At 73.4% G+C, this 21050-nt stretch carries 19 protein-coding genes, 1 pseudogene and 1 riboswitch; of the genes and pseudogenes, 4 read left to right on the top strand and 16 right to left on the bottom strand.

What is annotated here, in order from left to right:
* Positions 1 to 19: 19 nt before the first annotated feature.
* A complete protein-coding gene (gene cobA, locus VFZ92_RS12750) occupies positions 20 to 1231 on the bottom strand; it encodes a uroporphyrinogen-III C-methyltransferase (protein ID WP_330876088.1) in 1212 nt (403 codons plus the stop codon).
* 45 nt (positions 1232 to 1276) lie between these two features.
* The gene (locus tag VFZ92_RS12745; RefSeq protein ID WP_330876087.1) at positions 1277 to 1990 is read right to left on the bottom strand and encodes a PIG-L deacetylase family protein; all 714 of its coding nucleotides are present in this window, start codon (positions 1988 to 1990) and stop codon (positions 1277 to 1279) included.
* A gap of 666 nt (positions 1991 to 2656) precedes the next feature.
* Here VFZ92_RS12745 and VFZ92_RS12740 point away from each other — a divergent pair.
* Positions 2657 to 2956: pseudogene (locus tag VFZ92_RS12740) on the top strand (hypothetical protein); the annotation flags it as partial.
* Here VFZ92_RS12740 and VFZ92_RS12735 read toward each other — a convergent pair.
* The 10 genes from VFZ92_RS12735 to VFZ92_RS12690 all read right to left on the bottom strand — a co-directional run bounded on the left by VFZ92_RS12735 (position 2953) and on the right by VFZ92_RS12690 (position 13870).
* Entirely contained in the window at positions 2953 to 3240 is a 288-nt protein-coding gene (locus tag VFZ92_RS12735; protein ID WP_330876086.1) for a hypothetical protein, read from the bottom strand. The pseudogene VFZ92_RS12740 and the gene VFZ92_RS12735 overlap by 4 nt on opposite strands.
* Before the next feature lie 64 nt (positions 3241 to 3304).
* On the bottom strand, positions 3305 to 4090 hold the full coding sequence (locus tag VFZ92_RS12730; protein ID WP_330876085.1) for a serine protease: 786 nt from the start codon (positions 4088 to 4090) through the stop codon (positions 3305 to 3307).
* Between the two features lie 133 nt (positions 4091 to 4223).
* Positions 4224 to 5615, bottom strand: a complete 1392-nt coding sequence (locus VFZ92_RS12725; protein WP_330876084.1) for a M4 family metallopeptidase — start codon at positions 5613 to 5615, stop codon at positions 4224 to 4226.
* A gap of 275 nt (positions 5616 to 5890) precedes the next feature.
* Complete coding sequence (locus VFZ92_RS12720) at positions 5891 to 7147, bottom strand: cobalamin biosynthesis protein (RefSeq protein ID WP_330876083.1); 1257 nt, start codon at positions 7145 to 7147, stop codon at positions 5891 to 5893.
* Entirely contained in the window at positions 7144 to 7998 is an 855-nt protein-coding gene (locus VFZ92_RS12715; protein WP_330876082.1) for a hypothetical protein, read from the bottom strand. The genes VFZ92_RS12720 and VFZ92_RS12715 overlap by 4 nt, the downstream gene beginning before the upstream one ends.
* 3 nt (positions 7999 to 8001) lie before the next feature.
* Positions 8002 to 9105, bottom strand: coding sequence for a cobalt-precorrin-4/precorrin-4 C(11)-methyltransferase (locus tag VFZ92_RS12710; protein WP_330876081.1), 1104 nt, complete (start codon positions 9103 to 9105; stop codon positions 8002 to 8004).
* A 71-nt stretch (positions 9106 to 9176) separates the two neighbouring features.
* On the bottom strand, positions 9177 to 10556 hold the full coding sequence (locus tag VFZ92_RS12705; RefSeq protein WP_330876080.1) for a cobyrinate a,c-diamide synthase: 1380 nt from the start codon (positions 10554 to 10556) through the stop codon (positions 9177 to 9179).
* Positions 10550 to 11164 (bottom strand): cob(I)yrinic acid a,c-diamide adenosyltransferase, encoded by a 615-nt coding sequence (gene cobO / locus VFZ92_RS12700; RefSeq protein ID WP_330876079.1) that lies wholly within the window; start codon positions 11162 to 11164, stop codon positions 10550 to 10552. The genes VFZ92_RS12705 and cobO overlap by 7 nt, the downstream gene beginning before the upstream one ends.
* 9 nt (positions 11165 to 11173) lie before the next feature.
* Positions 11174 to 13147, bottom strand: a complete 1974-nt coding sequence (locus VFZ92_RS12695) for a putative cobaltochelatase (RefSeq protein ID WP_330876078.1) — start codon at positions 13145 to 13147, stop codon at positions 11174 to 11176.
* A gap of 39 nt (positions 13148 to 13186) precedes the next feature.
* Positions 13187 to 13327: riboswitch (cobalamin riboswitch) on the bottom strand.
* Positions 13286 to 13870, bottom strand: a complete 585-nt coding sequence (locus VFZ92_RS12690) for a helix-turn-helix domain-containing protein (protein WP_330876077.1) — start codon at positions 13868 to 13870, stop codon at positions 13286 to 13288. It overlaps the preceding riboswitch by 42 nt.
* Before the next feature lie 94 nt (positions 13871 to 13964).
* Between VFZ92_RS12690 and VFZ92_RS12685 the strand changes: the two genes are divergently transcribed.
* On the top strand, positions 13965 to 14930 hold the full coding sequence (locus tag VFZ92_RS12685; protein WP_330876076.1) for a quinone oxidoreductase family protein: 966 nt from the start codon (positions 13965 to 13967) through the stop codon (positions 14928 to 14930).
* Here VFZ92_RS12685 and VFZ92_RS12680 read toward each other — a convergent pair.
* Positions 14927 to 16111, bottom strand: coding sequence for a cytochrome P450 (locus VFZ92_RS12680; RefSeq protein ID WP_330876075.1), 1185 nt, complete (start codon positions 16109 to 16111; stop codon positions 14927 to 14929). The genes VFZ92_RS12685 and VFZ92_RS12680 overlap by 4 nt on opposite strands.
* Positions 16112 to 16147: 36 nt before the next feature.
* On the opposite strand from VFZ92_RS12680, the gene VFZ92_RS12675 reads away from it, so the two are divergent.
* Positions 16148 to 17326, top strand: a complete 1179-nt coding sequence (locus VFZ92_RS12675; RefSeq protein WP_330876074.1) for an 8-amino-7-oxononanoate synthase — start codon at positions 16148 to 16150, stop codon at positions 17324 to 17326.
* On the opposite strand, the gene VFZ92_RS12670 is transcribed toward VFZ92_RS12675, so the two are convergent.
* Complete coding sequence (locus VFZ92_RS12670) at positions 17280 to 17738, bottom strand: GNAT family N-acetyltransferase (protein ID WP_330876073.1); 459 nt, start codon at positions 17736 to 17738, stop codon at positions 17280 to 17282. The two genes, VFZ92_RS12675 and VFZ92_RS12670, sit on opposite strands and share 47 nt — an antisense overlap.
* 29 nt (positions 17739 to 17767) lie before the next feature.
* Positions 17768 to 18511, bottom strand: coding sequence for a serine protease (locus tag VFZ92_RS12665; protein ID WP_330876072.1), 744 nt, complete (start codon positions 18509 to 18511; stop codon positions 17768 to 17770).
* Between the two features lie 176 nt (positions 18512 to 18687).
* On the opposite strand from VFZ92_RS12665, the gene VFZ92_RS12660 reads away from it, so the two are divergent.
* The gene (locus tag VFZ92_RS12660; RefSeq protein WP_330876071.1) at positions 18688 to 19302 is read left to right on the top strand and encodes a LysE family translocator; all 615 of its coding nucleotides are present in this window, start codon (positions 18688 to 18690) and stop codon (positions 19300 to 19302) included.
* A gap of 471 nt (positions 19303 to 19773) precedes the next feature.
* Here the strand turns inward: VFZ92_RS12660 and VFZ92_RS12655 are convergent.
* Positions 19774 to 20975, bottom strand: a protein-coding gene (locus tag VFZ92_RS12655; RefSeq protein ID WP_330876070.1) for an IS3 family transposase whose coding sequence is annotated in 2 segments (ribosomal slippage) — positions 19774 to 20684 and positions 20684 to 20975 — 1203 coding nt in all. Because the reading frame shifts where the segments join, the coding sequence is not laid out codon by codon here.
* Positions 20976 to 21050 lie beyond the last annotated feature (75 nt).

Genomic DNA, 21050 nt, shown 5'->3' with positions numbered 1-21050 from the left:
ACCGTGCTCGTACCGCTCCTCAGAGGTGTGCCGCCAACCCCGCGACCGTTCCCACCACGATGATCGCGGGCGGCCGGATGTTCTCCGACACGATGTCGTCGGCGACCTTGTCCAGAGTGGACCGCACGACCTTCTGCGTCCGCGTGGTGCCCTCCTGGATCACCGACACCGGCGTGTCGACGGGCCGTCCACCCGCCATCAGCGCGTCCGCGAACGCCCGCGAGCGCTCCACGCCCATCAGGATCACCAGCGTCCCGCGCAACCGCGCCAGCGCCTCCCAGTCCACGAGGGACCGTTCGTCGTCCGGCGCGACGTGCCCGGACACCACGACGACCTCGTGCGCCACACCCCGGTGGGTCACCGGGACGCCCACCATCGCGGGCACGCCGAACGCGCTGGAGATGCCCGGCACGACGGTCACCGGCACCCCCGCCTCGGCGCACGCCAGCAGCTCCTCGAAGCCGCGCCCGAAGACGTACGGGTCGCCGCCCTTGAGCCGCACCACGAACTTCCCGGCCTTCGCGTTCTCGACCAGCGTGGTGTTGATGAAGTCCTGCGACGCCGCCCGCCCGTACGGGATCTTCGACGCGTCCACGACCTCCACGTGCGGCGGCAGGTCGTCCAGCAGCTCACGCGGCGCGAGCCGGTCGGCCACCACGACGTCCGCCCGCGCCAGCAGCCGACGGCCGCGCACGGTGATCAGGTCCGGGTCGCCGGGGCCGCCGCCGACCAGCGCCACACCGGCCAGCCGCTCGTGGTGGTCGTCGACCACGGTCGCGTCGCGCAGCGCCGACACCAGGCTGTCGCGCACCCGCGCGGACCTGCGGTGCTCGCCGCCCGCCAGCACCCCCAGCAGCAGCCCGTCGTGGCCGCCCACGGCGGGCGTCACGGCCGTGCCCAGCGTCGCGACGTCAGCGCGGACGCAGAAGATCCGGCGCTCCTCGGCGTCGGCCGCGATCCGGGCGTTGACCTCCGCGACCGACGTGCACGCGAGGACGTACCAGGCGCCGTCCAGGTCGCCGTCGGCGTAGCCGCGCGCGTGCCAGGTCACCTCCCCGCCGTCGACCATGCCCTCGACCGCGGGGGTCACCTCGGGGGAGATCAGGTCCACGACGGCCCCCGCCGCCACCAGGCGCGGCAGCCGCCGCTGCGCGACCGTGCCGCCACCGACCACGACGACGCGGCGCCCGGTCAGGTCGAGGCCCACGAGGTAGTGCTGTTCACCGTGCATGCGTCACAGCATCCACAAGCGGACGGCCCCGGCCAACTCCGGAGTTCACATCGCGAGCAGTTCGAAGCTCGCCGCGGCCCGACCGCCGAACCTCCGCCCCGCCATCTCGGCCGAGCGCCGCAGGAATTCGCCCGCGTCAGCCATGTCCCCGCTCAAGGAGGCCAGGTAGACGGCGTGTTCGCGGAGGGAGGCGATGGACACGTCCAGGGTGTCTGTGATGTCCACCGCATGGGTGGCCAGAGGCGAGCCGGACACGGCGACGTGCCGCACACCACCCCACGGTTCGAGGTCGAGGTCGCGGAACACCCACCGGTTCGCGGCGTCCCGCACGGCGTCGATCGCGGCCTGCCCGACGACCCGGTGGTCAGCCATGTTGAGGAACCCGCCGGGGAACGTCTCGTGGTGGTTCACGGTGACCACCACGTCCGGCCGGTGCCGCCGGACGGCCGCCGCGATGTCCCGCCGCAGCGGCAGCCCGTAGGTGATCATGCCGTCGGGGTGGTCGAGGAACTCGACGACGTCCACGCCCACCACGGCCGCGCTCGCGATCTGCTCGCGTTCCCGCAGCGGCCCGGCCTCCTCGGGCGCGACCGAGTCGATCCCGGCCTCACCCCGGGTGGCCAGCAGGTACGTGACGGTCTTGCCCTGGGCGGTCCAGCGGGCGATGGCTCCGGACGCGCCGTACTCCAGGTCGTCCGGGTGCGCGACCACCGCCAGCGCGGTCTCCCAGTCCTCGGGCATCGGCGCCAGGTCATCCATGCGGGCGAGTCTATTTCGAGGTGGTGCCGGGCCGGTAGGTGCCGGTGGCGTGGAGACGGCCGGTTCACGCCACGGTGGACGGTCAGCTGAACGCGGCTCGGTGGCCCAGCCGGTGCTGCGCGAGCCTGACCCTGCCCGTGGCCGCTCTGGCGGGCGCACCGTGATTCCACGCGGCGGAACGAGTGCCACCGGACCGAATTCCGACTGGTGCGGGGTCGCTCGCGTCGTTGGGCGGCCGGGATGTCGGGATAGCGGGCGTGTGCGTGTCGCCATCGCAGGTAAGCCCGGATCCCACGGGCGAGCGCGGAGTGGCCGGAGTTGCTCGTCGTGAACGTGCGCAGCGGGCCGAACTGGTCGAAGGCTCGGCGTCGAGGTCCGGGGCGGCGGAGTCCTTCCAGGTCCCGGTGCGCTGAAGGGTGGGGGTCCGATGCCGTTCGTCGAAGGCGTGGATGACGTCGCGGGACGGTGTCCTCGTGCGGGGCGAGCAGCCGGGCGATCGAGACGACCGTTCCCGGCACCACCGCGGCCCGCGCTGTCCTGCACCGACTCGCGGACAGCTTGAAAACCGTGCTCCAGCAACGCCAGTAGGTCATCGGCGAGGAGATCCTTGATGCGCACCCTCGTGCCGGGGTCCTGCTGGACATCGGCAACGTCTCCGGAGTCGACTCATCCGGACACCTGGCCGCCTGCGCCGGGATCGCCGCGGTCACCCGCGACTCCGGCACCAGCACCGGCACCGGCACCAGCACCAAGGGCGAGTACCCGGCTCGGACCGGCAACCGCAAGCTGGAACGCGCGTTCTTCCTGAGCGCGTTCGCCGACTTGACCTGCCTGGCACGACGCCGCTGCGACGTCCTGTTCGCCATGCTCCGCACCGGCACCCGCCACCGGCGTCCCAAGACCTCCGAGGAGGTCTTGGAGCCAGTCGCGCGCTGTTGCCGGCGAAACTCCGACGCGGGCCGCTAGGGGGCTTCGACGATGGTCACGCCGGTCGCCAGCGCCTGGTGGGAGCAGGAGAGGCTGCGGACGCCGTAGCCGTTGGTGACCCTGATCCAGGAGCCCGTCACCGACGTCCCGTCGGCGCAGGTGACCTGGATGGAGAAGGTGCCGGTGCCGGAGCACCAGCCGGTGCCGACGCTCTGCTCGACCTTGGTGCCGCAGTCGTGCAGCTGGCTCGGGGCGGCCACCGCGGTGGCGGGGACGGCGGCGATGGCGAACCCGGCGATGAGTGCGAGAAGTCGTTGAGGCATGCCCCGATCCGAACACCGACCACGCCCACGACCGGGACAACCACCCGGTCGTGGGCGTGCCCGATCAGGAGTTGATCTGCGTGGTGAGCACGTCGTAGTAGGCGGCGATCCTGGCGTACACGCCGGGGTAGCCCGCCGCGGCGCACCCGCGGCCCCACGAGGTGGCACCGATGAGCTTGCCACCGGCGACGATCGGGCCACCCGAGTCGCCCTGGCAGGTGTCGACGCCGCCCTGCGGGAAGCCCGCGCACACCATCGACGTGTTGCTGTAGTTGGAGTACGCCGTCTTGCAGGTGGCGTCGGACGTGACCGGGACGGTCGCCTTCAGCAGGTAGCGCGACGCCGAGCCGCCCGAGGAGGTCGTGCCCCAGCCGAGGATGGTCGTGCTGGTGCCCGCCGCGTACAGCGCGGTGTCGGACGGGGTGGCCAGCGGCAGGTAGGCGGAGCTGATGGAGCGGTCGAGCGTGAGCACCGCGACGTCGAAGCCGGTGCTGGCGCTGCGGTAGCTCGGGTGGACCCAGATGCGGGTCACGCTCGCGGTGATGCCCGCGGTGCTCTGCTTGTCCTCACGGCCCCACACGACGCGCGTGCTGGCGGCGGACCGGCCGGACACGCAGTGCGCGGCCGTGACGACCTTGTTGCCCTTCACCAGGGTGCCGCCGCAGAACTGGGAACCGGAGGTGCTCGCGAGGAACACCGTCCACGGGTGTTCGCCGATCGTGGCGCGCGTGCCGCCCACGACGAACGGTGTCACGTCGGCCGACGACGGCACGGTGGTCAGCAGGCCCACCACGGCCGCGATGGCGGACACGACGACGAACTTCACCAGGCGATGCAGGGTTTTCGCCATAGGAGTCCTTCCAGAGAAGGTGCAGGTACCTCAATGGCTACGGCCACGAAGCCGACCGCGGCAACCCCCGATCGGCTCTGCCGCGCGCCTTGACAGTTGACGCACAGCGATCAGGCGGTTACGAACAGGTGTCCTACAGGATTCCGCGAGCTGTGAAAGCGGCTCTGACCTCGGCCTCGGCCTGGGCGCCGTACAGCGCCCCGGCGGTGGCCGCGGTCGTCTCGGCCGCCTGCGCGAACGTCGTGTCGGGCGAGTAGGAGAACTGCGCCTCCAGCACCACCCGCGCCGACTCGTCCCGGCCCAGTGCCCGGTAGACGTCGAACAGCGCCCGCGACCAGATCTGCCCGTCGAAGTGCGCCTCGCCCCTGCGGTCCGCGATCGTCAGGTCCGTGTCCGTCCGGCGCAGGCAGTGCGGCGCCTCCTCGGTGTACGAGACGGCGTCCCAGTCGCCCACGCACGCGTGCGGCGCGGCGGCGGAGTCCTCGTGCAGCGGCACCGACATGATCACCGCCCACCAGTCGCCGAAGCCCTCGCCGATCGCCCCGCCGTCGACGCTCAGCCCGAAGCCCGGCACCTGCGCGTCCTGCATGGCGTGGCCCAGCTCGTGCCAGATGATGTCCGCGTCCTCGGCGTCGTCCACGCCGCCGCTGCCGAACGTGATCCGGTCGGTCGACGGGTCGTAGTACGACTGGTCCTCCTCGAACCCGGTCGTCGTGACGTCCTGCGGCTCGTTGTTGAGGTCCTGGAACCCGAGCCGCTGCACGTACCTCTGCGCCTCGGTGACGCCGTGGTAGGCCATCACCTGCTCGAACCGGTCGTCCGACCGCGGGTAGTCGAACCTCCGGTTCTCCGCGAACGCCAGCTGGTCGGCGGGCCCGACCACGGTCGCGTAGCTGCCGGACAGGGTCCCGGAGGTGTCCAGATCGGACAGTCGAACGGCCTGGTACGCCTTCGTCGGCACCGCCGCGTCCGCGTCGTCCTGGTCGGTCAGCGTCGTGTCCTGGAGCGTGACGACGGGGTTGGGCGCGAACACGCTCCCGGTGCCCTCGGCCCGCTTCACGACGTCCTCGGTCGTGATGACCGCACCGGACGAGGCGTCGACGATCGTCCGGACCGAACCGCGGTCGGTCCGCGACAGCACGGCGTACACCAGCTTCGCCCGCGCGCCGGGCAGGACCGCCAGCTCGGTGCTCGCCCGCTCACCGGCGACCTGCCGGTCCACCACCGCCCCGGCCTGCTCGGCGGCGACGGCGGGCAGGCCCGACGCCAACCCCTCGACCGCGATCCGCCCGTCCCGCACGGTCACCTCGCGGGTCCGCTTGTCCACGTGCCTCGCGTAGTACCCGCCCAGCACGGGCTTGCCGTCGAACGTCTGCCGGTACCAGTGGTGCTCGCCCAGCAACGACTCCCGTGCGGCGAGCAGCGCCAGGTCGGCGGGTGTCTCCGGGGCGGCGTGGGCGGCTCCGGCCGGCAGGGGGACGGCGGCGGCACAACAGACCGCGGCGACGAGGCGACGCAGACGCATGGAAGCTCTCCAGAACGCGGGGACCCGGAACGGACCGGGCGGTACGGACTCGACGCTAGTCCGCCCGAGGGCCTGGAAAATTAACCGATGGTGGGAAATCCCGACGCGGCCTCCACGGGTGGAAATCCGTACCAGCACACGGTTTCACCCGAAAAGTCCACGCGAAGGTGTGAGAGTTCCCCCGCCACGGAGGACAGGTGAGGGACAGGAGGCGAACGAGGGAGGGACCCACGAACGATGAACGGGTGACCGCGATCAGGTCGGGAAGGCCGACCTCACACCGCGGCGACCCCCGGCACGCGAACCGTCTCCACCCGAGCACCGGCGCCGGGGGCGTCCGGCCCGACACCGACCGCGACCCACGCCACGGCCAACCCGGACGCGGCCAGCTCCACCGCCCCGTGCGGGTGGATCCCGGTCCCCGGCCGCAACAGGTGCCGAACCCGGTCCACGGACTCGGCGCTGCCCACCACGAACGCCGCCCGCCGCAGCTCGGCGTCGGCCTGGGGCGTCCGCTGGTCCGCACCGCCCGGCCCGATCCCCACGAGGGCAAGGCGGCCGCGGGGCAGCACCCGAGCCGCGGCCACGGTCACGTTGTCCCCCTTGACCTTCTCCACCGCGAGCTCCACCGGCCCGCCCGCGGCGAACCCGGCGGCCCCGCACAGCGCGGCGGCCTCGGCGACGCTCGCCGTCCCCACGGCGGCCCCCACCGAGGGACTGGGGTTGGGCACCGCGACCCCGGCCAGCACCTCGGCCGAGAACGTCAGCAGCGGCGCGGACGTGTCGCCGTGCCAGAAACCCCAGTCCTCCACGGCTTCCAGGATGCCCCGCTCCCCGGCCTTGCGGTCGGCGGTGGCGAAGGCCCGCACCGCGCGCAGGTCGAGGCCCGCCGCCTCCAGCTCGGCCAGCGCGGCGGCCACGGCCGACGTCGACACCCCGCTGCCCGACCCGACCCCGACCACCAGCGTCCGCGGCACCAGCCGCACCTCGTGGTCGGCACGGGTGGCCGGGGGCAGGCGGTCGTCGACCACGACCTTCCAGTCCGCCTCGCCGTGCGACAGCACGGTGTCCGGCAGCGCGGGCAGCGGGAACCCCAGAGGGTTCACCAGCAGCACGTGCTCACCCGCGGCCAACGCGGCCGAGCACCCGGCGAGGTCGCCGTCGACCGTGGCGTCGAGCAGCTCGACCAGTTCGTCCAGCGGCCCGTCCTCGCCGGGGGTCCCGAGCACGGCGGTGCGCCCGAGCACGTCCGCGATCCGCTCGGCGAGTTCGTCCGCGCCCAGCGACACCACGAACGCCCCGTCCACGCACACCACGCCGGGGTCGGACCTCTTGTCCCGCAACAGGGGCGCGATCAGCCGCACGGCGGACGGGGCGCCGAGGAAGAGCACGGCGGAGGTGAGGCTGGGCCACAGGCGGTGCAGGGCGGGCCGCACGGGGCCGTCCGGGACGACGGTGTCCGGTCCCAGGAAGGGCCCCAGCTCGACGAGGTCGCGACGGCCCGCCTCGGTGGCCGCGAACAGACCGATCACGTCCTGGTCCCCCACAGCACCAGCACCGGGTTGGTCGCGGTCGTGACGCTGCCGACGAGCCTGGCCGACGACAGCAGGGTGCCCTCCACGGCGTACCCGGCGTCCCGCAGCACGTCCCGCGAGGGCACGGCCCGGTCCAGTTCCGGCATGGCGACGACCACCCGCCGAGCGCCGACGGCGGCGCACGCGGCCACCGCCGCGGCCCCGCCACCGCCGACGAAGATCGCGTCCGGCCGGGGCAGGTGGGCGACCGCGTCGGCCAGCTCGGCCTCGACGATCCGGACGTCCACGTGGTGGGTGGCGGCGTTCGCGATGATCCGCACGACCTGCACGGGGTCGCGCTCCACGGCCAGGACGGCCGCGCCCAGCCTGGCGCACTCGATGCCGACCGCGCCGGGACCCGCGCCGACGTCCCACACCAGCACGCCGGGCCGGGGCGCCAGCCTGGCCAGCGCGAGCGCGCGGACCTCGGTGGTGGCGACCATGCCGTCGCGGTTGGCGAACCGGTCGTCCGGCAGGGCCCAGCCCTCCGGTTCGACGGCGAACTCCACGTCGGCGAGGCAGAGCAGCTCCGGTGAGCGCCAGAGGCGGTTGACCGCCTCGGCCGGGTCTACAGTGGACCGCCGTTCGGTCGGGCCCCCCAGGCTCTCGGCGACCACGAGCGTGCGCCGCCAGCCCGCGAGGCCGCGGGCCAGTTCGGCGACCGGCGCGTTGCGCACCAGGACGGAGGAGCGGGCGCGGCACAGGTTGAGCGCGTGCTCGAACGGGACCCCCTCGTCGAGGACGGTGGTCCTGTCCCACGAGCGGCCCGTCTCGGCCACGAAACGCTGGAGCGCTGGGAGATCGGCCACGGGTCAGCCCGTGCGCTTGGTCCGCTTGCCCCGCGCCACCGGCTTGCGCGGCGTGGTGCTGGCCCGGACCGAGGTGATCGGGGTGGCGGCCGCGACTGCGCGCGGCTTGGGCTCGGGAGCGGGTTCGGCCTCGTCGGCGGGCGCGGACACGGCCACGGCGGGCGCGGGCCGGGGCCGGCGCGCGCTCTCCTGCCAGCCGTGCACGGCCGACCAGGCGGCGACCGAGGTCTCCGACTCCGGCGCGGGCTCGGCGGCGACGTCGGCGATCTCCACGACGTTCGGCACCTCGGTGCGCGCGGTGGTCCGGCCGTTGCGACCCGCCCGCACCGACCACTTCGACGGCTTGGCCTTGCGCACGGGCTCGTCGGACGCCTCGGTGGACGCGTCGGACTTGCGGAACCCGGCGCCGCGCGCCCGACCGGTCGGCTTGAGCACGGACCCGACGAGGAACAGCGCGGTGCGGTAGAGCTTGTGCTCCTTCACCGACGCCTCCAGGTCGGCCAGCGTGGTGTGCACGATCGTCTCGTCCGGCCAGGAAACCTTGTACGCCACCACGATCGGCGTCTCCTCGGGGTACCCGCCCGCGCGCAGCTTCTCGACCAGCTGGCCGGTGCGCGCGGCGGACAGGGACACGGCCATCGTGGTGCCGTGGCCCGCGAACTCCTGGAGGTGCTCGCTGCCCTCGGGCCCGGCGAGGATGAGCGACTGCGCCACGTCCGACGTCGTCAGCTCGCGGCCGATCACGGCCGCGGCGGCGGAGAACTGGGACACGCCGGGCACGACCTCCAGTTCGAGACCCAGCCTGCCGCACGTGTCGTGGTGGTCCTGGACGTCGCCCCACAGCGAAGGGTCGCCCGCGTGCAGCCGCACGACCTTCAGCCTGCTCGCGGCGGCCCTGCGGTAGACGTCGACGACCGCGTCCGGCGACACGCGGGTGAAGTCGACCAGTTCGGCGTCGGCGCGCGCGTGCTCGCGGACGCACTCGGCGTCGACCACGCTCGGCGCCCACACCACGACGTCCGCTTCCGCGATCCGCTTGGCGCCCCTCAGGGTGATGAGATCGGCGGCGCCGGGTCCGGCGCCCACGAACGAGATCCGACCTGGCATCACGGGTGACTCCTGTGGGGACAGTGTGTGTTCAGGGAGAAGCCCCGACCGTACCGTCCGGGCTCGCTCCACTATCGAGTGGCCTCATACGGCATTTCCGCCGTCGCGCACGCCCGGACGAACCGAACCACCGAATCAGGTGACGACGCCGGGTGCGTGTGCAGGTATGACGCGTGCACCCCGCCCACGACGAAACCCTCGGCGACGGGACGGCGGTCGTGGCCCCGCCACTGCCACGCGGGCTGCGCGCCGCTCGAAGGGGTGAGCACCGTCCGGTGGAACTCGTGGCCGGTGATGCGCTGCCCGGCCCGCGCCAGCACGGAGTCGGCGGGGGCGACGGCGTCGCGGTACCCCAGCGTCAGCCGCGCCGACATCGACCCGTCCGCGTCGAGCACGCCGCACATCGGCACGCCGTCGAGCGTGCGGGCGAGGTAGAGCAGCCCGCCGCACTCGGCGTGCACGGGAGCGCCGGTGCGGGCGAGCGCGGCGACGGCCGCGCGCAGCGGCGCGTTCTCCGCCAGCTCGGCCGCGTGCTGCTCGGGGAAACCGCCGGGCAGCACCAGGCCCGCCGTGCCCTCGGGCAGGTCCTCGTCGCGCAGCGGGTCCACCGTCACCACGTCGGCGCCCGCGGCGCGCAGGAGTTCGACGTGCTCGGCGTAGCCGAAGGTGAACGCGGCCCCGCCCGCGACGGCGACGACCGGCGACCCGGTGACCGGCTCCTCGACCTCGGCCTGCGCGCTCCACGCCGGCACGGCCATCGCGGGCGCGACGGCGGCGAGCCTGCGGACGGCGTCCAGGTCGACGTGCTTGGCCACGGCCGCCGCGATGGCGTCCACGGCGGCCAGCGCCTCCGGCCCGTGCTCGGCGGCCGTGATCAGCCCGAGGTGCCGCGACGGCAGCGAGAACGCCGGGTCGCGCGGCAGCACCCCCATGACCTCCAGGCCGACCTCGGCGCACGCGCTGCGCAGCACCTGCTCGTGCCGCTCGGAGCCGACCTGGTTGAGGATGACGCCGCCGATCCGCACGGTCGGGTCGTAGCCGCGGAACCCGTGCAGCAGCGCGGCGAGGCTGCGGGACTGGCCGCGCGCGTCGACCACGAACAGCACGGGCGCGGCCAGCAGCTTCGCGACGTGCGCGGTCGACCCGACGCCCTCGGTGTCGACCCGCCCGTCGAACAGGCCCATCACGCCCTCGACGACGGCGATGTCCGTGCCGCGCGACCCGTGGACGAACAGGCTCGCGACCTTCTGCTCGCCCACCATCACGGTGTCGAGGTTGCGGCCGGGCAGGCCGGTCGCGATGCCGTGGTAGCCGGCGTCGATGTAGTCGGGGCCGACCTTGAACGGCGCGACCCTGCTGCCGGAGCGGCGCAGGGCGGCCATCAACCCGGTCGCCACGGTGGTCTTGCCGCTGCCCGACGCGGGGGCGGCGACCACCAGCCGATTCACCACTCGATCCCCTTCTGGCCCTTCTGCCCGGCGTCCATCGGGTGCTTGACCTTGGACATCTCCACCACCAGGTCGGCGGCGTCCAGCAGGGCGGGTGGGGCGTACCTGCCGGTGATCACGACGTGCTGGTGACCGGGCCTGTCCCTCAGCACGGCCACCACCTCGTCGACGTCCACCCACCCCCAGTGCATCGGATAGGTGAACTCATCAAGAACGTACAGGCCGTGCACCCCCTCGGCGATCCGCCGGGAGATCTCGCGCCAGCCCTCCAGGGCGGCCGTGGCGTGGTCCTGGTCCGTGCCCTGCTTGCGGGTCCAGGACCAGCCCTCGCCCATCTTGTGCCACTCGACCGGCCCGCCCGCGCCGGTCTCCTCGTGCACGCGGCCGAGCGCCTTGAACGCCTCCTCCTCGCCGACCTTCCACTTCGCCGACTTCACGAACTGGAAGACGCCGATCGACCAGCCCTGGTTCCAGCCGCGCAGGGCGAGGCCGAACGCCGCGGTCGACTTCCCCTTCATCTCGCCGGTGTGGACCATCAGCAGTGGCCGGTTGCGCCGCTGCCGGGTGGTCAGGCCGTCCTTCGGGACCGTGGTGGGCTGTCCTTGGGGCACCGTGACCTCCTAGGCGGCGCGGGCCGCGCGGACGACGCCCGCGACCTGGTCGGCGGACAGTTCTTCCAGGCGCAGGCAGGCGCCGTCGAGCGCGACGGCGACCTTCGCGGCCAGGCCGAGCCGGATCGGGCCGTGCTCGCAGTCGACGACGACGGACGCGGTGCCGTCGGCGGACAGCAGGCCCGCCGCGCGCAGGGCGTCACGCATCGGGTCGCCGCCCGCGCCGGTGGACGTGGCGCGGCCGTCGGTGAGCAGCACCAGCAGCGGACGCCGCCGCGGGTCGCGCAGCCGTTCGACCTCCAGCAGCCTGCGGGCCTTGAGCAGGCCGTCGGCCAGCGGGGTCCGGCCGCCGGTGCGCATCCGGCGCAGCCTGGCCGCCGCCGCGTCGACGGACGTCGTCGGGGGCAGGGCGACCTCGGCCGCCGCGCCGCGGAACGTGACCACGCCGACCTTGTCCCGCCGCTGGTAGGCGTCGCGGAGCAGGGAGATCACCGCGCCGCTGACGGCGGACATGCGCTGCCGGGCGGCCATCGAGCCGGAGGCGTCCACGACGAAGAGGACGAGGTTGCCCTCCTTGCCCTCCCGCACGGACAGGCGCACGTCACCGGCGCGCAGCAGCAGGCCGGGGCCGCTGCGGCCTCGGGAGTTCTGGTGCGGAGCGGCGGCGGCGAGCGTGCCGACCACGTGCAGCCCCGCCCCGTCCGCGGTGGACGAGCGGACGACCTGGCCGGTGCGGGCACGGGCGCGCGACCGCCTGCCGGGAGCGCCCTCGCCGACGCCGGGCACCTGGAGGAGCCGGGCGCGGAACGCGGGCGCGGGGGTGGCCGGGGCCCGGTCCGTCGCACCGGACCCGCCCTGGTTCGGCCGCTGGTCCGGGCTCTCGGGAGCCTCGGAGTTCTCGGGGGTGGGCTGACCGCCGCCGTCCGGTCCGTCGGGCTCCGGAGGACCGTCCGGCTCGGGCTCGTCGTCGGCGTGCTCGGCCGCCTGCCGCATGGCGTCGGCGAGCTGCTCCTCCTCCAGCCCCGGCTCGTCGAACGGGTCGCGGCGCTTGCGGTGCGGCAGCGCGAGCCGCACGGCGGCCTCGACGTCGGACTCCTCCACGACCTCGGACCCCCGCCACGCGGCGTGCGCGGCGGCGGTGCGGGCCACGACCAGGTCGGCGCGCATCCCGTCGACCTCGAACGCCGCGCACACGCCCGCGATCCGGCGCAGCTCGGAGTCCGGCAGTTCCACGGTCGGCAGCGCCGCGCGGGCGGTCACGATCCGTTCGGCCAGCTCGGCGTCCGCGGCCTCCCAGCGGGCGGCGAAGCCCTCGGGGTCGGCCTCGTAGGCGAGCCTGCGGCGGATGACCTCGGCGCGCGTCGCCACCTCGCGCGACGCCCGCACGGCCACCGTGAGCCCGAAGCGGTCGAGCAGCTGCGGCCGGAGTTCACCCTCCTCCGGGTTCATCGTCCCGACCAGCAGGAACGACGCCGCGTGCGAGATCGAGACGCCCTCGCGCTCCACGTGCGCGCGGCCCATCGCGGCGGCGTCCAGCAGCAGGTCGACGAGGTGGTCGTGCAGGAGGTTGACCTCGTCGACGTAGAGCACGCCGCGGTGCGCGGCGGCCAGCAGGCCCGGCTGGTAGGCGCGGACGCCCTCGGTCAGGGCGCGCTCCAGGTCCAGCGAGCCGACCAGGCGGTCCTCGGTGGCGCCGACGGGCAGTTCGACGAGCTTGGCGGGACGGCGCTCGGCGGCGTCGCCGGGGTGCGGGCCGTCGGGGCAGGCCGTGTCGACCAGCGGGTCGCAGCCGAACCGGCAGCCCGGCACGACGGCCAGCTCCGGCAGCAGGGCGGCGAGCGCGCGCACGACCGTCGACTTCGCGGTGCCCTTCTCCCCCCTGACCAGAACACCGCCGATACCGGGGTGCACGGCGTTCAGCAGCAGGGCCAGTCGCAGGTCGTCGTGTCCGACGACAGCGGAAAAGGGGTAGCGCGAGGTCATGCGGGGAGGTCCTTCCTCGGGTGTCCACGCCCGTGTCCGGTGGTGGTGACTCGGGGGTCGAGTTCCTGACTCCCGGATCTCCTGCCCGGTCACAGTGGCGGGACCGCGCCGGATTCGCACCGGCTTCCTCGCACACCCCTACAGCTTTGGCATCGTCGCATCCCACGGAGCAGCGACCAACCCCTCGGCGAGTCTGATCACACCCGCGCGCACCCGCTCCACCGGCATCCCGCACCGCTCGACCAGGTGGTGGACGTGCTCGGCGCGCAGGTTCGCCAGCAGCGCCTCGGCGCGGAACTCCGCGTCGCAGCCGGGGTCGACCTGAGCCATCAGCTCGACCAGCCCGTCCCGGATGGGCTCGAACCCGCTGTCGCAACCGCGCTTGCTCGTGACCCGCTCGAACGCCCGCACCAGCGGCAACGTCTCCACGACGTGCTCGAACAGGCTGCTCGCCAGCAAGACCACCCGTTCGGCGGCACTCGTCGACCCGTCGGCCAGCACCCCGGTCGCGAAGTCCCGCCACCCCTCCCCAGCCTGGAGCGCGAGCGCCTCGACCAGGCCCTCGCGGTCGCCGAACCGCCGGAACACCGTGCCCTTGCCGACACCGGCCGCCGCGGCGACGTCGTCCATGCAGACCGCGTCGATCCCCTGCTCCCGGATCAACCGCATCGCCGCGGCCAGGATCGCCTCCCGGTTGCGAGCCGCGTCCGCCCGTTCGACCATCCCCGCCCTCCTCGACTTGACAGAACCGGACTACTGGTCCGTATCGTAGCCCAGAGAGAAACGGACCGACGGTCCGCTACAGCGGGAGGCTTCCATGCGTGCGGTGCGCATCCACGAGTTCGGCGGCCCGGAGGTGCTCCGGGTGGACGAGGTTCCCGACCCGGTCGCCGGGCCGGGCGAGGTGCTGGTCGAGGTGACCGCGATCGGCCTGAACTACGGGGAGGCGCTCCAGCGGTCGGGGGCGTCGAACGAGCTGTACGACTGGTACCCGGAGCCCGCGCTGCCGGTGGTCCCCGGCCTGGAGGTGACGGGCGTGGTCCGCGCGGTCGGCGGGGACGTGTCCACCGACCTGGTCGGCACGGAGGTGGTCGGCTTCGCCCTCCGCGGCGCGTACGCGGAACTCGCCGTGCTGCCCGCCGCGGGCGCCGTCCCCGTGCCCGCGGGCCTCGACGCCCGCCAGGCCCTCGCGCTGTTCCTCCAGGGCGTCACCGCCGCGGGTCTCGTGGACGTCGCCCGGATCCAGCCCGGTGAGCGCGTGCTGATCGAGGCCGCCGCGGGCGGTGTCGGCAGCCTCCTGGTGCAGCTGGTCACCCGCGCGGGCGCCGTCGCCGTGGCCCTCGCGCGGGGGGACGCGAAACTGGCCGCCGCCAAGGAGCTCGGCGCCGACGAGACCGCCGACTACACGAGCCCCGACTGGGTTTCGCGGCTGGAACCGGTCGACGTGGCGCTGTCCTCGGTCGGCGGCGACGTCACCCGGTCCGCGTTCGGCCTCCTGCGCGACGGCGTCGGCCGGATGGTCCTCTACGGCACCGCGTCGGGCTCGTTCGCCGACATCACCGTGAAGGACGTGGTGCGCAAGGGCGTCGGGCTGATCGGCCTGCGCAACCTGGCGGGCGACCCCGCGTACGCCGCCGGGCTGCTGGCCGAGGTGTTCGCGCTGGGCGCGGCCGACGAACTCCGGCCCGTGCTCGGCGAGTCGTGGCCGCTGGCCGAGGCGGCGGCTGCCCACCGCGCCCTGGAGGAGCGCAGGACGACGGGCAAGACGTTCCTGATCCCCTAGCCGGTCACCGGCACGCTCACCGGGGCGCGGAACGACAGCAGCCCGAGCATCGGCGGCGGGGCGACCGACGTGAGCCGGAGGGTGGGGAAGCGGCGGGCGACCGTGCGCAGCACGACCTCGCCCTCCAGCCGCGCCAGGCCCGCGCCCAGGCAGTAGTGCCTGCCGAAGCCGAACGCGAGGTGCCCGCGGGCACCGGACCGGCCGGGGCAGAACGACTCCGGCTCGGCGAACACGACGGGGTCCGAGCCGGTGCCCGCGAGCATCAGCAGCAGCGGCGCGCCCGCGGGCAGGTCGACGCCGGACAGCGTGACCGGACGGCTGGTCACCCGCCGCCACGTCGTGACGGGCGGTTCGCGGCGCAGCACCTCCTCGACGCACGCGGCGGCCAGGCCGGGCTCGCCGTCGGCCAGCCTCCGCCACACGTCGGGGTGGCGGAGCACGCGGTCGAACAGCGTGCTGAGCAGCTGCGTCGTCGTCTCCTGGCCCGCGATCAGCAGGAAGTAGCAGAGCCCCGCGGCCTCGCGGACCGGCGTGCCCGCCGCGACCAGCGCGCCGAACAGGTCGTCGCCGTCGGGCGACGCGGCTCGGACGCGCGCGGTCAGCCAGCGGTGGAACGCGCCCGCGCGACCGGCCAGCTCGTGCTGCCGCTCCAGCGACGGGTTGCCCCAGAACAGCTCCAGCGACGCCGTGCTCCACGCCTTGAGCGCGGGCACGTCGACGTCCGCGATGCCGAGGACCTCCATCAGCACCACGCACGGCAGGTCGCGGGCCAGGTCCGCGTGCAGGTCGACGGGCGAGGCCAGGCGCTCCTCGCACAGCTCGGCGATCCGGTCCTCGAACGCCGCCACCCGCGCGGGCGTGAGGAACCCGGCGACCAGTCGGCGCAGGTCCGCGTGGGTGTCGGTGCCGTTGTTGGCGAGCGTCGGCGGCAGGGAGAACCCGGCCCGCGCCAGCACCCGCAGCACCGGGCGCGGGATCGGCGTCACGGCGGTCAGCGCGTTGTCCGGGTGGAACGCCTGGGCGTCGGCGAGCACGGCCCGCACGTCCGCGTACCGGCTGACCAGCCACAACCCGGTCGCCGGATCGTGGTGCACGGGGCTCTCGGACCGCAGGCGCCGCAGGTCGGGGTGCGGATCGGCGGTGAAGTCGGCCCCGAAGAGGTCGATCTGGGTGGTCCGCACGCCAGGACCGTATCGGGCCGGTGGGAGACTGCCGCCGTGAGCGTGAGCACAGGTGACTCGGTGTTCGACTGGATCGACACCCGCGCGGAGGCCCGCGCGAAGGCCGGACTGACCCGCAGGCTGCGGCCTCGACCGGCGACCTCGACGGACCTCGACCTCGCCGGGAACGACTACCTCGGGCTGGCGCGGGACAAGCGCGTGACCGGCGCCTCGGCCGCCGCGTCGATGCGCTGGGGAGCGGGTTCGACCGGGTCGCGGCTGGTCACGGGCAGCACCGAGCTGCACATGGAGCTGGAGTACGAGCTGGCGAACTTCTGCGGCGCGCAGGCAGCGCTGGTGTTCTCGTCCGGCTACGCGGCGAACCTCGGCGCGCTCACGGCGCTGTCCGGTCCGGGCACCGCGATCGTGGCCGACCAGTACATCCACGCGTCGCTGATCGACGGCTGCAAGCTGTCCAAGGCCGACGTGGTCGTCGCGGGCCACTGCGACGTCCCCCAGGTCGCGCACGCGCTCGCGACCAGGGGCAAGCGCCGCGCGCTCGTCGTGACGGACTCGGTGTTCTCGGTCGACGGCGACCTCGCGCCGCTGGGCGAGCTGGCCGCCGCGTGCCGCGAGCACGACTCGGCGCTGGTCGTGGACGACGCCCACGGCCTCGGCGTGCTCGGTGACGGCGGGCGGGGCGCGGTGCACGCGGCGGGCCTCGCGAAGTCGCCCGACGTCATCACCACGGTCACCCTGTCCAAGTCGCTCGGCGCGCAGGGCGGGGCGGTCCTCGGGCCGAGCCGGGTCATCCGGCACCTGGTCGAGACCGCCCGCAGCTTCATCTTCGACACCGGTCTCGCCCCCGGCAGCGCGGCGGCGGCGCTGACCGCGCTGAAGGTGCTGCGGGAAGAGCCCGACCGGCCCGCGCGCGTGGTGGCCGTGGCCCAGGAGCTGGCCGAACGGCTGCGCGCCGCGGGCCTGCGCGCCAGTTCGCCCTCAGCGGCGGTCGTGTCCGTGCAGGCGCCGTCCGCCGAGGCGGCGTTCGGCTGGGCCGAGGCGTGCCGCACCAGCGGCGTCGTCGTCGGCTGCTTCCGGCCGCCGTCGGTCCCGGACGGCGTGTCCCGGCTCCGGCTGACCGCCCGCGCGGACCTGTCGGACGCCGACATCGACCGCGCGGTGCGGGTGATCAGCGAGACCGGCGCATCCGCAGGTGCGGTATCCCGTCCTCGATGAACTCCTCGCCCTCGGGCACGAAGCCGAACGAACCGTAGAAGTCGACGATGTAGGTCTGCGCGTCCAGCACGCAGTCGACCGTGCCGACCTCGCTGAGCGCGGCCTCCACCAGCCTGCGGCTGTAGCCGCGGCCTCGGGCGACCCGCCCGGTCACGACCCGGCCGATCCGGAACGTGCCGTCCGGCTCCTCCAGCAGCCGGAGGTAGGCCACCGGCTCGGACGTGCCGTCGACCTCCAGCCAGAAGTGCCGGGCTCCCGGTTCGAGGTCGCGGCCGTCGAGGTCCCGGTAGATGGAGGACTGCTCGATCACGAAGACCTCGCTCCGCAGGCGCAGGAACGCGTAGAGCTGCTCCGTGGTCAGGTCGGCCGCCCACTGCCTGCGCAGCGTGGCGTGAAACTGTGATGTGCGCACATGCGCCTGGATATCACAGCGGAGCCGGTTCAGAGGTGTGACCGGTACGCGGCCAGTCGCGTGTAGACGCCCGGCTCCCCCGGCCGCGCGCAGCCCGTGCCGTACGACACGACGCCCACGAGCCTGCCGCGAACGACCATCGGTCCGCCCGAGTCGCCCTCGCACGCGTCCTTGCCTCCCTCGGGAAGACCCGCGCACACCATGCCGTCCGGACGGAACCGCGGGACCGCGCGGCCACAATCGGCGTCCGACACGACCGGCACGTCCACCTGGCGCAGCGTCGGCGACGGCTCGGCACCCTCGGCGGTGCGCCCCCAGCCCAGGACGGTCGCCCCGGTGCCCGGCGCGTAGCTCGCCGTGTCGCCCGCGTCGACCAGCGGAACGGTCGCCTGGGGCAGGGGCTCGCTCAACGTGAGCACCGCCACGTCGTCGCCCTTGGTCACCTCGCGGAAGTCGGGGTGCTTCCAGACACCGGCGACCCTGACGGACGGCCCTCCAGCGCGGAGATCGGACCGTCCCGCGACGACGCGGATCGCCTGCGGCGACCGGTCCCGCTTGGTGAGCGCCAACTGCTCGGTCAGGCAGTGCGCGGCCGTGACCACGCGGTCCGGCGCCACCAGCGCACCACCGCAGAAGAGCCTGCCGTTCGCGTCCGTGAGCGCCACCGCCCACGGCGTGTCGGGCGCCTCGGTGCCGCCGACGACCGCGTGCGCCGGTGTGGCGGACGCGAACACGGCGGTGATGGCGGCGACGAACGACACGGTGGTCCGCACGGAGCACTCCTCTACGGCAGGTGGACGAACGACTACCCACCGTAGCGGTCGAGCACATGTCGCCCAGACCGGGATTAAAACCGGAGATTCTCCTGTTAGCGTTCCATGTTGCCGGAGATTTAACGGCCTATTGCGCAGATCACAACGGTCTGTCCGGAAATCTGGGAGGTCTACGCGTGTTCCTCGACTTCGGTCAACTACCGGCCTTCCTGATCGCCTGCGCGGTCGTCGTGCTCACGCCGGGCGTCGACGCGTTCCTGCTGCTGCGCACCTCGATGCGCTCCGGCACACGCGCGGGCCTGTGGGCGCTCGCGGGCATCCACTCGGCGAGCTTCGTCCAGGTGGGCGTCGTCATCTCCGGGCTGGGCGTGGTCCTGGCCCGCTACCCGGTCGTGCTGGTGGCGCTGCGCTGGATCGGCGCGGCCTACCTGCTGTGGCTGGCGCTGTCGATCGCGCGCGGCCTGCTCCACCGCACGACCGCGACCGACGAGCCACTGGAGGCGGTACCCGACCGCCCGTTCCGCCGGGGCTTCCTGACCAACATCACCAACCCGAAGATGCTGCTGTTCTCGCTGGCGTTCCTGCCGCAGTTCATCGGCGCGGGCGACCCCACCGCCCAGTTGGCGATGCTGGCCGTGGTCTTCCTGGGCTTGGCGGCGCTCTGGGAACTGCTGATCGTGATCGCGGCGAGCCGAGTGGCGGGCAAGCTCAAGCGCCCAGGAGTGACCACGGCACTGGACGCGGTGTGCGCGGCGGTCTTCCTGACCATGTCCGTGGGCCTGGTCGTCTAGACCCTGTCACCAGGACGGTCTCCGCACCGACGGCCACGACTCGGACCGCGGTTCGGCGAGCCCCCGGCCGGCCCAGGAGGGTGTGGACCGACCCAAGACCACCAGGGCGAAGTCACCCAGGGGCGACGAGTCCAGAGTGCAGACAAGACACGGCCACGCAGCCGAAGGCGGCGACCACGGGAGAGCCGAAGGCGCGACGGCCAAGGGAAAGGGCGCCGAACCCAGGGCGTAGGAGCGGGGAACGACGAGACGAAGGCGAGCGGTGAGGAACGGGGAATGCGGGAGCCAGGCGAAGGGCGCGGCCAGCAAACAACGAACGACCTGACACGCAGCAGACCGGACAAACAGCCAACCCGGCACCGGACCGGCCAAGCAGCCAACCACACCAGCGGTCAGCCAACCAGCAGCCAGGCAGCCAGCAGCCAACGGCCAACGGCCAACGGGACTTCACCCCGGATGTTGGACACGGGGTTATGCGGCGTGGGTCAGCGTAGCCGGTGTTGGCAGCAGGCTGTTCTCGTAGTCGATCGGGGGCATCTGGCCGAGATGGGAGTGGCGGCGTCGGGTGTTGTACCGATGCGCCCAGCCGAACACCGCCAGCCGTGCTTCCCTTGCGCTGCCCCAGTTTTGGGCACCCTGCAGCGTCTCACGTTTGAAGGAGGCGTTGAGGCTTTCGGCGGCGGCGTTGTCCGCGGAGCTGCCGACCGCACCCATCGACCGGGTCACCCCTGCGTCGCGACAGGCGTCGGCGAAGGATTTGGCGCCGTATTGGGCTCCGTGGTCGCTGTGGAAGATCGCCCCGGCCAGGCTGCCCCGTGTCCGCTCGGCCGCGTGCAGGGCGTCGACGACCAGGTCGACGCGCATGTGGTCGGCCACCGCCCAGCCGACCAGGCGGCGCGAGCACAGGTCCATCACGGTCGCGAGGTAGAGGAACGTGCCGTCGGCGATGGGCAGGTAGGTGATGTCGCCGACGTAGCGGGTGTTGGGCGTGTCGGCGGTGAAGTCGCGTCCGAGCAGGTCGGGGGCCTTGGCCGTCGTCGGGTCGGCGAGGGTGGTGCGGTGCCGGCGGCGTAGCCGCAGCCCGGCCAGGCCGACCTGGCTCATGACCCGGGCGACGCGCTTGTGGTTGACGCGGTCTCCGGTGTCGTGCAACTCCGCAGTGATCCGGGGGACGCCGTACGTGCCGGCTGACTCGCGGTGGATGACGCGGATGCGGGCGGCCAGGCGGGCGTCGTCCGCGGCCCGGGCCGCCCGATCCGGTTCGGTGGACTTCCAGTGGTAGTAGCTGGACCGGGCGAGGCCGATGACCTGGCACAACCGCTTCACGCCGTGACGGCGCCGGTGATCGTCGACGAACTGGAAGCGGTTCACCAGCGCGTCTCCCCGGCGAAATACCTGGCCGCCTTGCGCAGGATGTCGCGTTCCTCCTCCAGTTCGCGGATCCGCCTGCGCAGTGCGGCGTTCTCGTCCTCCGGCGAGGCCGGAGCCGAGGCGCTCGCGGTGGAGGCGGGCGCCTCGGTGCGTTGTGCGTCGTCGAGCCGGATCCAGTTGCGCAGCGTCTCGTGGTTGACGCCCAGGTCCTGGGCCACCGATTTGATCGTCGCGCCGGGTCGGGACCGGTAGAGGGCGACCGCCTCGGCCCGGAACTCCGGCGGGTAGTGCTTCATCACCATCTGAACGGGACTCCTGTCCACCCGGATCGTCAGGATCCAAGTGTGTCTGGTGTCCAACACCCAGGGTCAAGTCCC

The organism is Umezawaea sp., from assembly GCF_036375055.1.
Taxonomy (GTDB): Bacteria; Actinomycetota; Actinomycetes; order Mycobacteriales; family Pseudonocardiaceae; genus Umezawaea.
Note: the sequence above shows the minus strand (reverse complement) of the source record. Positions and strands in the feature narration are given on the sequence as shown.